The sequence below is a fragment of the Streptomyces alboflavus genome, assembly GCF_000716675.1.
GTDB lineage: Bacteria > Actinomycetota > Actinomycetes > Streptomycetales > Streptomycetaceae > Streptomyces > Streptomyces alboflavus.
The window spans coordinates 1-13,067 of sequence record NZ_JNXT01000005.1 but is presented as its reverse complement, the minus strand read 5'-3'; the positions used below and the strand labels follow the sequence as shown (position 1 = coordinate 13,067).

The following is a 13,067-nucleotide window of genomic DNA, read 5'->3' as shown; positions in this document are numbered from 1 at the left end:
GGGCCGGTGGGGGTGCAGCCTGCTGCACCCCCACCTCGGGGGCTCGCCCTCTCGTGACCAAGTGCCCCGGATTCCTAGCGTTCTCGATGGCGGGCGGCGGGTGCCGCGACAGTCACCGAGAGGGCGTACGGGATGTTCAGGCGGCGCGGTCCGATGCGGTCGGCGAAGGCGGGGCGGGCGGGGAGCGGGAACGGGGGTGCGCTGTCGCCCGGCGGTGGCGCGCTCGCCCTCGACGGGGTCTGTCGTACGTATCGCGGCGGCGCCGTGGTCGCCCTGCACCCGACCGATCTGGCCGTGGAGCGCGGCCGGTTCGTCGCCGTCATGGGGCCATCGGGGTCCGGCAAGTCGACGCTGCTCCAGTGCGCGGCCGGGCTCGACCGGCCGACGTCGGGGCGGGTGCGGGTGGAGGGCGTCGAGCTCGGCTCGCTGAAGGAGGCCGCGCTGACGCGGCTGCGCCGGGAGCGCATCGGCTTCGTCTTCCAGGCGCACAATCTCGTGCCGTCGCTGAGCGTCGCGGAGAACGTGGCGCTGCCCCTGATGCTGGGCGGCGCCGACGAGGCGACGACCCGGCGCGCGGCCGTGGCCCTGGCCTCCGTCGGCCTCGGCGACCGGGCCGACGACCGCCCCACCGAACTCTCCGGCGGCCAGCAGCAGCGCGTGGCGATCGCCCGCGCCCTGGTGACCGACCCGGCCGTGGTCTTCGCCGACGAGCCGACCGGCGCTTTGGACCCGTCGACCGCCCACGACGTCCTCGCCCTGCTCCGCCAGGCCGTGGACCACGACGGCCACACGGTCGTCATGGTCACCCACGACCCGGCCGCGGCGGCGTGGTGCGACGAGGCGGTGTTCCTCGCGGAGGGCCGCGTGGTGGCGACCCTGCACCGCCCGGACGCGGAACGGGTGCACGCGGTGATGCGACGCCTCGGGCGCGGGGCGGTGGCGGCGTGAGGAAGCCCAGGCACTGGGCCGGGTCACGGCCGACGCCGACAGCGAAGCCCAAGCCCACCCCCAAAGTCACCGCCCTCCTCGCCACCCGCGCCGCCCGTGCCCACCGCAAGGCCTGGGCCGCCGTGTTCGCCGCGCTCGTGTTGACCTCCGTGCTGCTCGGTGCCTTCGCGTTGGCCGTGACGTCGGCGGCGCTCGGGCGGGCGCCCGTGGAGCGGTATGCGGCGGCCGATCTCGTGGTCGCCGGGGATCAGAACACGCGGTACACCGCGAAGCCGTGGGGGTCCGAGCCGGAGACGGTGAGCGCGGGGCTGACCGAGCGGGTGCGGGTGCCCGAGGAGGCGCTCGGCGTGGTTCGCGCGGTGGACGGGGTCGAGAGGGCCGTCGCCGACCGGATCTTCCCGGTGGGGCTCGGGGGCGAGTCGGTCGTCGGGCGGCCCTGGGACGCGGCCCGGCTCGCGCCGTTCGCGCTGCGGGACGGCCGGGCGCCGCAGGGGGCGGGCGAGGTCGTCGTGGGCGCGGGCCGGGCCCGCACCGGGGACCGGGTGGCGCTCCGGGTCGGCGGGGCGGACGCCTCGTACCGCGTGGTGGGCGTCGCGGACGGGCCGCGCGCCGCCGTGTACTTCACCGCGGGACGGGCCCGTGACCTGGCCGGGCGCGCGGGCACGGTCGACGCGATCGGTGTCGTGGCCGCGCCCGGCGTGAGCGCGGGCGAGCTGTACGGGCGGGTGCGGGACGCGGTGGACAAGGCGAAGCTGCGCGCCGCCGGGGAACGGGCGGAGGGGGACTCGGCCAGGCTGCGGGTGCTCACCGGGGACGGCAGGGGCGCCGCGGAACACCTGGCGGCGGCGCCCGCCCGCGCGACCCTGCTGGGGGCGCTCGGCGCGATCGCCGGGACCGTGGTCATGATCGCCGTCCTCGTGGTGTCGTCGACGATCGCGCAGGCGCTGCGGCAACGCGGCCACGAGCTGGGCCTGTTGCGGGCGGTGGGCGCGACGCCCCGGCAGCTGCGGGGCGCGGTGGGCCGCGAGGTGGGCCGGGTCGCGGTGGCCGCTGCGGCGCTGGGCGCGGTGCTCGCCGTACCGGCGTACCTCGGCCTGCGGGCGCTCCTGGACGCGCGCGGCGCGCTGCCAGAAGGACTGCGACTGCCGCTGCCGCCCTGGCTGTTGACGGTTCCCCTCGTGACCGCCGCCGTGACGGTCCTCGTCGCCCGCGTCTCCGCCCTGTTCGCCGTGTCGCGCGCGGCGAAGGTGCGTCCGGCGGAGGCGCTGCGCGAGTCGCCGCCCGGCACGCCCCGCCGCGTCACCGGCCTGGTCCTGCTCGGCGTCGGCGTCACCGCCGCGGGGACGGCGGCGGCGCAGCACGGCCAGGCCGCCGCAGCGGCGGCGAGCGCGGCGGCGGTGTCGTTGGTGATCGCGTGCGCGGTGCTCGGCCCGTGGATCGCGACGGGCGCGATGCGGGTGCTCGGCGCCCCCATGCGCCGCCTCGGCCCCGGCGGCAGGCTCGCCGCCGCCGACTGCACGGCCGCGGCGACCAGGATCGGCGCGGCGATCACCCCGATCGTGCTGGTCACCGCGTTCTCCGTGGTCCAGCTCGCGGCGGGCGCGACGCTCACGCACGAGGCGCGGGCGCAGGCGCGGGAGGCGGCCCGCGCGGACCTGGTGGTGCGGGCGGACGGCGGCCTGCCGTCCGGCGCCCTCGACCGGATCCGCTCCGCGCCCGGGGTGGCCGCGGCGACCGAGGTGGTCCACAGCACGGTCGTCATCGCCCGCAAGGAGGCGGGTTCGCCGCTCCTCGAACGCGTACCGGTGCTCGGGGTCACGCCGGAGCGCCTGACCCGCACCCTGGACCCCGGCGTCCGCGAGGGCGGCCTGGGCGGCCTGCGTCCCGGCACGGTCGCCGTGTCCTCGGACCGGGCGCGCACCCTCGACGCGAAGCCGGGGTCGACGGTGACGCTCCGCTTCGACGACGGGGGCGCGGGGCGGCTGCGGGTGGTCGCGGTGTACGAACGGGGCCTCGGCGTCGGGGACTTCCTGCTCTCCCGGGACGAGGTGCTGCGGCACACCGCCGGTGCCGGGGCGGCCCGGGTGCTCGTCGCGACGGACGGCGGGGCCGACACGGTACGCGCGGTCGGCGGGGCCGTGCCGGGGGCGCGGGTGGACCGGGGCGCCGAGGCCGTCCGCGCCGCCGCCCGCGTCGAGCCGGAGGACCAGGCCCTGGGCGAGGTGGTCGGCGTGACGGCGGTCGGGGCGATCGGGGCCTTCACGGTCGTCGCCGTCCTCAGCACCCTCACCCTGATCTCGATCGGCCGCCGCCCCGAACTGACCCTGCTGCGCCGGGCGGGCGCGGCCCGCGCCCAGCTGCGCCGCATGCTCCACGCGGAGGCCGCGGCGATCGCCCTGACCGGCCTGGCCGTGGGCCTCGCGGTGGCCCTGGTCCCCCTCCTCGCCTTCAGCCTGTCCTTCGCGGGCACGCTGCCCTACCTGCCACCGGTCCAACTGGCCCTGATCGTGGGCGTGGTGGGGGCGACGGCCCTTGCGGGGACGCTGCCGCCGGTGCGGCGGGTGCTGCGGGGGCGGTATCCGACGGGGTGAGGGCGCCTCGCCCGAGCAGGCGCGCCCTACGCCTTGTTCAAGTACGCCAGCACAGCGAGCACCCGCCGGTGCCCGCTGTCGCTCGGCGGCAGCCCCAGCTTCAGGAAGACGTTGCCGATGTGCTTGCTGACCGCCCGGTCGGAGATGGACATGAGGGCGCCGATGGTCGCGTTGTCGCGGCCCTCGGCCATGAGGTGCAGGGCCTCGCGTTCGCGGGGCGTGAGGGAGTCGAGCGGGTCGGTGCCGCGGCGGGTGAGGAGTTCCGTGACGACCTCGGGGTCGAGGGCGGTGCCGCCCGCGGCGACGCGTTCGAGGGCGTCGAGGAACTCGTCGACGCGGCCGACGCGGTCCTTGAGGAGATAGCCGACGCCGCTCGCTCCGGCGCCGAGGAGCTCGGCCGCGTACGTCTCCTCGACGTACTGGGAGAGGACGAGGACCGGCAGCTCCGGCAGTCGCTCGCGGGCCGCGAGGGCGGCGCGCAGGCCCTCGTCGCGGAAGCCGGGCGGCATCCGGACGTCGAGGACGGCGACGTCGGGGCGGTGTTCGAGGAGCGCGGGCAGCACCTCGGGCCCGGTGGCCGCGACGGCGGCCACCTCGTGGCCCACGGACGTGAGGAGCAGCACGAGCCCCTCCCGCAGCAGGGCGTTGTCCTCCGCGATCACCACACGCACGGCAGCTCCACTCCGATCCGGGTCGGCCCCCCGGCGGGGCTGACCACCTCCATGGTCCCGTCGAGCGCGGCGACCCGGCGCCGCATGCCGAGCAGCCCGGTGCCGCCGGACTCGTCGGCGCCGCCGCTCCCCTCGTCGCTCACGTGGAGGCGCAACCCCGCCGCCCCGCGCGCGAGTTCCACGGCCGCCCGCCGCGCCCCGCTGTGCTTGGCGGCGTTCGTCAGGGCCTCCGCGACCACGAAGTACGCGGCGGCCTCCACGGCGGCGGGGGCGCGCGGCCCGTCCTCCACGCCGTCGTCGCGCACGGTCACGTCCAGGCCGCTGCCGGCGGCGAGGGCCCGGACGGCGCCGACGAGCCCGCGGTCGGTGAGGATGGGCGGGTGGATGCCGCGCACGACGTGGCGCAGCTCGGTCAGGGCCTCCTCGGCCTGGTCCTGCGCGTCGGCGAGGAGCTTGCGGACGACGTCGGGGTCCGGCGGGGCCTCGCCCGGACCGGCGGCGATCTGCTTGTCGTACGCCCGCCGGGCCAGGCCGACCCGCATCGAGAGGGAGACGAGGCGGGCCTGGGTGCCGTCGTGCAGATCCCGTTCGATCCGGCGCAGCTCGGCGCCGTGCGCCGCCACCGCGCCCGCCCGGGTGACGGTCAGCTCCTCGACGCGCTCGGCCAGTTCGGCGTTCCGCTCCGCCTCCGGCGACGGCTTGAGCAACGCCGTCGACCAGCGCGTGTCCAGGTCGGCGAGGCGCACGATCAGCGGGAGCACGACGGCCCTGCGGCCGAGCAGAGCACACCACACCCCGTCGACCAGCGCGCCGATCACCCACAGCAGCAGCGCGGCGTACAGCAGGAGCAGGCCGTAGACGAAGTGGACGACCAGCCACCGCAGATCGCGGTACGTGCCGGGGTCCTTGACCGCCTTGCGCACCCGCTCGACGAGCGTGCCGGTCAGGGGCGTGTACGCCTCGCGGATCTCCGCGCCCGACCACCGGCCGACCTGCCGCCGCTTGGCCCCGGCCATCCGGCGAAGGAGCAGGACCGTCTCGGGCAGCACGCCCAGGCCGATCACGATGAGCGACGCGACGACGGTGAAGAGCAGGACGGCGACGAAGACGTACGAGAGGAGGGCCATGCCCGCGCCCATGAGCAACTGCATGGACGCGCGGTCGGCCCGCGCCAGCGCGTCCCGCAGTTCCGTCCGAGCCATGCCCCTCAGGCTAGGCGAACCGCCGTCCGGCGAGAGGCGGGCGCACCCCCGCCCGGGGGTGTAGCGGGCTGCACCCCCGGTTCGGGAGAACACACCCTCGCCGTACGGTGGACGACACGGCAGAGTCGATCTCGCACCGGACTTCCGCCACCACCCCGAAAGGTCCCGCCATGAAGGCCGTCCTCTGGCTCGTGCTCGCCGTCGGAGTCATCGTCAACGCGTTCAGCAGTGTCGCGTTCAGCGGGGCGACGGAGATCGCCGTGAGCGTCACCACGGGTGTCGCCGTCATCGGCTCGATCACAGCGCTGGTGCTGACCCGCGAGAAGCACTCCTGACCTCCGCCCCGCAAGTCCCCGCAAGCCCCAGTAAGTCCCCGTAACTCCCCGCCCGCTCACAGCGCCTTGAGCGCCGCCGTCGTCGCCGTGGCCAGCGCGCCCAGGTAGCCCTTGGGCAGCTCGCCCCGCACCACGACCGCCCGCCAGTACAGCGGCCCCGACATCAGGTCGAGGGCCAGCTCCTCGTCCCCCTCGGCAAGACCCTGCCTCAGCTCGCCGCGCGCCACCGCCTGCGCGACGATGCCGCTCGCGACGCCGTGCTGGCCCTCGCGGAGCGCCTTCTGCAGGGCCGCCGCCATCTCGGGGTTGCGGGCCGCCTCGGCCTGGAGGTCGGGGATGACCTGGGAGGCGACGGGGTGGCGCAGGGCCCGGGACGTCACCTCGTACAGGAGCCGCAGGTCGCCCTCCAGGGAGCCGGTGTCCGGGGTGGGCAGGCCCTGGACGGCGAGGGCCGACACCAGGTCGAGGACCAGGTGCAGCTTGGAGCGCCAGCGCCGGTAGACGGCGGTCTTGCCGACGCCCGCGCGGCGCGCGATGCCCTCGATCGACATGCGGGCGTAGCCGACGGCCGCGAGCTCCTCGAAGACGGCGGCCCGGATGGCCTCGGTCACATCCTCACGGAGCACGGCGGCCCCGGCCGGCGCCCTTTTGCCCTGCTGGCGGGCGCTGCGGCCCGTGTCCCCGTCGCTCGTCGTCATACGGACAGCATAGGGCGTGACGACGAAACGGTTGCGTCCCGACGTCATGGCGTCCTACTGTCGGCGTTACGACGATACGGACCCGTCCCGACGTACGGGTCGCTGTCGCCCTCGCCCCCCCGGATCCCCCGCGCCCCCGAGCGACATTCCGCGCCCCCCCGAGCGAAAGCAGCGGACGTGAGCCAGCTCCTCGACAAGCCGCCCACCGCGACGGCCGCCCCTTCCGGCCTCTCCGGCCCCGCCGACCCGCCCTCCGACGCGGCCCCCGCCCTGTCCCCCGCCGACCTGGCCGCCCGCCACGGCCTGACCGTGAGCGGCGCCCGCCCGTCCCTGCCCGCCTACGTACGCCAGTTGTGGCACCGGCGGCACTTCATCACGGCGTTCGCCACCGCCAAGCTGACCGCGCAGTACAGCCAGGCGAAGCTGGGCCAGCTGTGGCAGATCATGACGCCGCTCCTGAACGCGGCCGTGTACTACTTCATCTTCGGCGTCCTGATGAACACCAGGCACGGGGTGCCGGACTACGTCCCGTTCCTGGTCACGGGCGTCTTCGTGTTCACGTTCACGCAGCAGTCGGTGATGGCGGGCACGCGGGCGATCTCCGGCAGCCTCGGCCTGGTGCGCGCCCTGCACTTCCCGCGCGCCTCGCTCCCCCTGTCGTACTGCCTGCAACAGCTCCAGCAGCTGCTGTTCTCGCTGTGCGCCCTGGTGGCGATCCTCCTCGCCTTCGGCGTGCCGCCCGCCCCGTCCTGGCTGCTCGCGATCCCCGCGCTCGCGCTCCAGTTCACGTTCAACGCCGGGCTCGCCCTCGTGATGGCGCGGCTCGGCGCGAAGACCCCGGACATCGCGCAGTTGATGCCGTTCGTGCTGCGGACGTGGATGTACGCGTCCGGCGTGATGTGGAGCATCGACACCGTCCTGAAGGACCGCCATCTGCCGCACGCGGTGACCGTGCTCCTGGAGGCCAACCCGGCCGCCGTCTACATCGACCTGATGCGCTTCGCCCTCATCGACAGCTTCCACGCGGGCCGCCTCCCGGACCACGTGTGGGCCTGGGCGGTGGGCTGGGCGCTGCTCGCCGGGGTCGGCGGGTTCATCTACTTCTGGAAGGCAGAGGAGACGTACGGACGTGGCTGACACCCTGACGAAGACGACACCGGAGGCGCCGGGCCCCCGCGCGACCACAGCAGCCCGCCCCACCGAGGACCGCACGGCCGCCGCGCCCGAGCAGCCCGCCCCCACCGTGATCGCCGACGCGGTCGACGTCGTCTACCGCGTCCACGGCACGGCCGCCTCCGGCCGAGGCGCCGCCACCGCCGCCCTCGGCCGCATCGTGCGCCGCCGCGGCAGGGGCGGCGAGGAGCGCGGCGTGCGCACGGTCCACGCCGTACGGAACGTCTCCTTCACGGCCCGCCGGGGCGAAGCGATCGGCCTGATCGGCACCAACGGCTCGGGGAAGTCCACGCTCCTCAAGGCAGTCGCCGGACTCCTCCCCGTCGAGCGCGGCCACCTCTACACCGACGGCCAGCCGTCCCTGCTCGGCGTCAACGCGGCCCTGATGAACGACCTCACCGGCGAGCGCAACGTCCACCTCGGCGGCCTGGCGATGGGCATGTCCCGCGCGCAGATCCGCGAGCGCTACCAACAGATCGTCGACTTCTCCGGGGTCGACGACAAGGGTGATTTCATCTCCCTGCCGATGCGCACCTACTCCTCCGGCATGGCGGCCCGCCTCCGCTTCTCCATCGGCTCCGCCAAGGACCACGACGTCCTCCTCATCGACGAGGCCCTCGCCACCGGCGACCGCTCCTTCCAGAAGCGCTCGGAGTCCCGCATCCGCGAACTGCGCGAGCGCGCGGGCACGGTCTTCCTGGTCAGCCACAACAACAAGTCGATCCGCGACACCTGCGACCGCGTCCTGTGGCTGGAGCACGGCGAGCTGCGGATGGACGGTCCGACGGCGGAGGTCATGCGGGAGTACGAGCGCTTCACGGGCGGCAAGGCCTGACGCCCCCGGCCGCGCGAAGCCCCCGACGGGGCGAACCCTCTGACCCGAGAGTCCGCCCCACCAGGGGTTCGGCTCACCAGGGGCTCGGCTCACCAGTTGTAGATGATCTCCCCGTTGCTGCCGTAGTAGGTGAACGACCCGTCCGGCTGCCCGATGATGCACGCGTATCCGCCGGCCGGTGTGTTCCCGCAGAATGTCGCGGCGCTGGCCGAGCCCCCGGAGAGGACCCCGCCGACCGCCAGGGCGCCGGTGGCGGCGACAGTGACGGCGAGCCGCCGGGCCCACCTGCGGCCCGGCGTGATGGTGGTGGTTGTCTTGCGCTGCATTGCTAACTCCCCGCTGCCGTGAGGTTGTCGGACAACAGGGATTCGCAGCGACGGCGCGGCCGGATTGCTCCTGCCGGGATGCCCGCGACCTCGGCGACAGGTCGACCCGACCTGCCCCTTTTGTCGCATCAATACGCAGATCCTTACACTATGGGAGCGTTTAGCCATAGAGGAGAGGCGGGAAGCGTGGTGCCGGAACTGAGCGTCGTCGTGTACGGCCGCAACGCGCAGGGGCATCTGCCCGACGCCCTGGCGGAGCTGACCGGGACGGGGCTCGACGGGACGGGCCCGGTGGGCGCGGCCGACCCGGCCCCCGGACCCCCCGCCGTCGAGGTGGTCGTCGCCGCCGTCGGACCCTCCGCCCAGGACGCCGCCGTCCACCACCCCTCCGTGACGGTCGTCCCGCTGCCCGAAGGCACGCCGGACAGCGCGGCCCGTGCGGCGGGGGCGGCGCGGGCGAGCGGCCGGTGGCTGCAGTTCGTGCGCAGCAAGGACGGCGTGACGGCGCTCGCGGCCCGCGCGGTCGCCGAGCGGGCGGCGGCGCTGGACGACACCGTGGACGTCCTGCTCACCGACCACGTGCGCTCCACCTGGCGGCACGCCCGGATGCCGAGCCCCGACGGCCGGTTCCTGGCGAAGCCGGGGCGCCGGGACGTGCTGCTCGCGGACTGCCCGGACCTGTTGAAGGTCACGCCGCTGCTTGGGACGAGGGTCGTGCGGGCCGGCTTCTGGCGGGCGCACGCGGAGCTGTTCGGCACGGACGACGAGCTGTTCGTGGCGTACGCGGTGGCGCTGGCGGCCGGGCGTCTGGCGACGTACGACCAAGTCGCCCTGGAGGACCGGCAGGTGCGGGCGGAGAGCCTGCCGCCGGTCACGGCGGACGACCGCTTCGCGCTCCTGGAGACGTACGAGCGGCTGCTCGACCTGGCGGCCGAGCGGGAGGCGGGGGGCGGCCCGAGTGCCGTGCTGTACGCGGCGATGGTCACCGCGAGCCTGCGGATCGTCGCCCGGGACAGGCTGCCCGAACCGGCCGCGCGGGAGTTCTTCCGCCGGGCCTCGCGCGCGGCGGTCGCCCACCGTCCGGCCGGGTACCGGCGGCCCGGCGGCCTGGAGGGGGTGCGCCGCCGTCTCCTGGAGGAGGACGCGTACGCGAAGTATCGGGCGTTCCAGGCGGCCAACCAGCAGCGCCGCAAGGTGCGTTCGGCCGTCGGGGCGGGGCGCGCGGCGGTCGGCAGGAAGGTCCGGGACGCGCGCTACCACCAGGACCTGCGGCGGCCGGTCGACCCGGACCTGGCCGTGTTCTCGGCGTACTGGGACCGGGGCGTCGCCTGCAACCCGGCCGCGATCGCCGCGAAGCTCGCCGAACTCGCCCCGCACGTCCACGCGGTGTGGGTGGTCGCCGCCGAGAACGTACCGCTGCTTCCGCCCGGCACGGACCACGTCGTCCCCGGCACCCGCCGCCACTCCCGCGTCCTGGCGACGGCGAAGTACCTGGTGAACAACGCCAACTTCCCCAACGCGGTCGTGAAGCGGCCCGACGCCGTGCACGTCCAGACCCACCACGGCACCCCCCTCAAGCGCATGGGCCTCGACCAGCTCGACTATCCGGCGGCGGCCAAGGGCCTGAACTTCCACGACCTGCTCGCGCGCGTGGACCGCTGGGACTACAGCGTCTCGTCCAACAGCCACTCCACGCAGATGTGGCAGCGCGCCTACCAGTCGCGGTACGTGGAGCTGGACTACGGCTATCCGCGCAACGACGTGTACTACTCGGCGACGGCCGCCGACGTGCGGGCGGTCCGCGAGCGCCTCGGCATCGCGCCCGGCGCGCGGGCCCTCCTCTACGCCCCCACGCACCGCGACTACGAGGCCACCTGGACCCCGCGCCTCGACCTCGCGGCCCTCTCCGAGCGCCTCGGCGACGACACCGTGCTCCTCGTGCGCGGCCACTACTTCTACGGCGGGACGGCGTCCCCGCTGGCCGGTCTGCGCCGGGCCGGGCGGGTCATCGACGTGTCGGCGTACGACCCCGTCGAGGACCTGGCGCTCGCCGCCGACGCGCTGATCACGGACTACTCCTCGATCATGTTCGACTACGCCAATCTGGACCGCCCGATCGTCGTCTACGCCGACGACTGGGAGACGTACGCCAAGACGCGCGGCGTGTACTTCGACCTGCTCGCGGAGCCGCCGGGCCAGGTGGCGCGCACCCAGGAGGACTTGACGCGGATCCTCACGTCCGACGCCTGGCGGGACGAGACGGCGGCGAAGGCACGGGCCGCGTTCCGGCGGAGGTTCTGCGAGTTCGACGACGGGCGGGCGGCGGAGCGGGTCGTACGGAGGGTGTTCCTGGGCGAGAGCGAAACGTCACTGCCGCCGATCGCACCCCTGGACGAACGGACCCCGGCACCGACCCCGGAGGAGGCGATCCAGTGACCACCTATGCGCCTGATGCCCCCGACGTGACCGTCACCGTCATCGTCTACAACGACGCCGAACGCCTCCCGCGCGCGGTGGCCTCGCTCCTCGCCCAGACGCACCCGAACATCGAGATCGTCATCAGCGACGACCACTCGACGGACGAGACGCCGCGCGTGGCACGGGAGTTGGCGGCCCGGGACGCCCGTGTCACGTACCTGCGCCTCCCCGAGAACAGCGGCGGCTGCAGCGCGCCCCGCAATCGGGCGATCGACATCGCGCGCGCCCCGTTCCTGATGTTCCTGGACAGCGACGACGAACTCCCCGAGCGGGCGGTGGAGTCGCTCCTCGCCGCGCACGCCGAGTCCGAGGTCGACTTCGTGATGGGCGCCGTGGAGCGGGTCCGGGTGGACACCGGCCGTACGTCGACGTGGATGCCGCACCTCGTCGCGGAGCGCCGCACGGTGGCGGGCATCGAGGCCGAACCCGCCCTGTTCTTCGAGCACTTGTCGACGAGCAAGATGTACCGCAAGTCCTTCCTGGACCGGAACGGCCTCCGCTTCCCCGAGGGCATCCACTACGAGGACCAGCTCTTCTCGGCGCAGGCGTACTGCCTGGCGAAGGCGTTCACGGTGATCCCGGAGCCGGTGTACCGCTGGTACATAGAGCCGTACGGCGCGGCGGAGGCGGCGTCGATCTCCAACCAGCGCCACAAGCTGAGCAATGTGCGGGACCGGGTGTACGTGCAGGGCCTGATCGACGCGTTCCTGGAGGAGAGCGGGCACGCGGGGGTCCGCGAGGCCAAGGACTACAAGTTCCTCAAGCACGACTTCCGGATGTACGCGGGCGACCTGCCGTTCCGGGACGAGGAGTGGCTGCGGGGCTTCGCGGACATCGTGAACCCTTACCTGGCGGGGCTCGCCCCGGGCGCGTACGCACGCCTCCCGCGTGCGGAGCGGGTCGTCCTCCAGCTCGTACGGGACGGGAGGCTGGCGGAGGCGCAGGTCGCGGCCCGGGGGCTCGGACATGGGGTCGGCCCGCGGGAGACGTCACTGGACGGGGAGGGGCGCCTGTACTGGGGCGGGACCGTCCCCGACTCCCCCGGCGCCCGCCGCGAACTCGACCTCACCGAACTGGGCCTGGATTCGCGGCCGTTCCCGGGCGCCCAGTTCCGCCACGAGATCACGCGGATCGAACGGGCCGGGGGCGCGGCCCTGCACCTGAGCGTCCGCACGTACGACCCGGGGCTGCGGCTGCCGGTGGGCCCTCAGGTGGCGCGGCTCGTGGTGGCCCCCGGGCGGAAGCGGCTGACGGTCCCGTTCCGTCTGGACCCGGTCCGGCCCGGCGTGTACGAGGGCGAGGTCGTCCTCGACCTGGCGGCGGCCCGCGTCCCCCTGGGCGGCTTCTCCGGCACGCGCCACCCCCTGATCCAGCTCACCGACGGCCGCCTCCGCAACAGCGGCCTGCTCCTGGCCCCGCTGGCCTTCCCCCGCCTGACGGCCCGCGTCCCCTACCGCTCGGGCACGACCCCGCACGTGGTGACGGCGGAGCCGGAGGGGCGGGGCGCGGGCCGCCTCCAGCTCACCTGGACGCCGGTGGGCGCGACGGCTCACGTACTCCGCCCGGTGGCCCGCCGCCTGTCAGCCGCGAAGGGCTCCCGCGCGCACCGGGCGGCACAGCTGGCGGCAAGCGTGTTCCGCTGACGGGCTCGGCGCCCCGCACCGGGGCAGAGGTCCCGGCACCGGGGCAGAGGTCCCGGCACCAGGGCCTCGGCAACCCCGCCCCTGCACCCTTGCAGTGCGCGCACCGCCCAGCTGTTCACCCCCCCCCCCCCCCCCCCCCCCCCCCCCCCCCCCCCCCCCCCCCCCCC

The 13,067-nt window shown here is 74.8% G+C and carries 11 protein-coding genes; 7 read left to right on the top strand and 4 right to left on the bottom strand.

Annotation, left to right across the window (positions count from 1 at the left end; genetic code table 11):
- Positions 1 to 153: 153 nt before the first annotated feature.
- Complete coding sequence (locus OO63_RS05990; RefSeq protein ID WP_051810614.1) at positions 154 to 948, top strand: ABC transporter ATP-binding protein; 795 nt, start codon at positions 154 to 156, stop codon at positions 946 to 948.
- Positions 945 to 3,539 carry an ABC transporter permease gene (locus OO63_RS05985; RefSeq protein WP_051810591.1) on the top strand — a complete coding sequence of 865 codons (2,595 nt, stop codon included), beginning with the start codon at positions 945 to 947 and terminating at the stop codon, positions 3,537 to 3,539. Before OO63_RS05990 ends, OO63_RS05985 begins: the two co-directional genes overlap by 4 nt.
- A gap of 26 nt (positions 3,540 to 3,565) precedes the next feature.
- On the opposite strand, the gene OO63_RS05980 is transcribed toward OO63_RS05985, so the two are convergent.
- Positions 3,566 to 4,210 (bottom strand): response regulator, encoded by a 645-nt coding sequence (locus OO63_RS05980; protein ID WP_030358439.1) that lies wholly within the window; start codon positions 4,208 to 4,210, stop codon positions 3,566 to 3,568.
- Entirely contained in the window at positions 4,198 to 5,397 is a 1,200-nt protein-coding gene (locus tag OO63_RS05975) for a sensor histidine kinase (RefSeq protein ID WP_030358440.1), read from the bottom strand. The genes OO63_RS05980 and OO63_RS05975 overlap by 13 nt, the downstream gene beginning before the upstream one ends.
- 185 nt (positions 5,398 to 5,582) lie before the next feature.
- On the opposite strand from OO63_RS05975, the gene OO63_RS45935 reads away from it, so the two are divergent.
- Positions 5,583 to 5,747 (top strand): hypothetical protein, encoded by a 165-nt coding sequence (locus OO63_RS45935; protein WP_169786603.1) that lies wholly within the window; start codon positions 5,583 to 5,585, stop codon positions 5,745 to 5,747.
- 56 nt (positions 5,748 to 5,803) lie between these two features.
- Here OO63_RS45935 and OO63_RS05970 read toward each other — a convergent pair whose 3' ends face one another.
- Positions 5,804 to 6,445, bottom strand: coding sequence for a TetR/AcrR family transcriptional regulator (locus tag OO63_RS05970; RefSeq protein ID WP_030358441.1), 642 nt, complete (start codon positions 6,443 to 6,445; stop codon positions 5,804 to 5,806).
- A 177-nt stretch (positions 6,446 to 6,622) separates the two neighbouring features.
- Between OO63_RS05970 and OO63_RS05965 the strand changes: the two genes are divergently transcribed.
- The gene (locus OO63_RS05965) at positions 6,623 to 7,582 is read left to right on the top strand and encodes an ABC transporter permease (RefSeq protein WP_030358442.1); all 960 of its coding nucleotides are present in this window, start codon (positions 6,623 to 6,625) and stop codon (positions 7,580 to 7,582) included.
- Entirely contained in the window at positions 7,575 to 8,453 is an 879-nt protein-coding gene (locus OO63_RS05960) for an ABC transporter ATP-binding protein (RefSeq protein WP_030358443.1), read from the top strand. Before OO63_RS05965 ends, OO63_RS05960 begins: the two co-directional genes overlap by 8 nt.
- 89 nt (positions 8,454 to 8,542) lie before the next feature.
- On the opposite strand, the gene OO63_RS05955 is transcribed toward OO63_RS05960, so the two are convergent.
- Complete coding sequence (locus OO63_RS05955; protein WP_030358444.1) at positions 8,543 to 8,779, bottom strand: hypothetical protein; 237 nt, start codon at positions 8,777 to 8,779, stop codon at positions 8,543 to 8,545.
- 189 nt (positions 8,780 to 8,968) lie between these two features.
- On the opposite strand from OO63_RS05955, the gene OO63_RS05950 reads away from it, so the two are divergent.
- Positions 8,969 to 11,215: a CDP-glycerol glycerophosphotransferase family protein gene (locus tag OO63_RS05950; RefSeq protein ID WP_030358445.1), complete on the top strand. Its 2,247-nt coding sequence runs from the start codon at positions 8,969 to 8,971 to the stop codon at positions 11,213 to 11,215.
- Positions 11,212 to 12,900 (top strand): glycosyltransferase family 2 protein, encoded by a 1,689-nt coding sequence (locus OO63_RS05945; protein WP_030358446.1) that lies wholly within the window; start codon positions 11,212 to 11,214, stop codon positions 12,898 to 12,900. The genes OO63_RS05950 and OO63_RS05945 overlap by 4 nt, the downstream gene beginning before the upstream one ends.
- Positions 12,901 to 13,067: the final 167 nt, after the last annotated feature.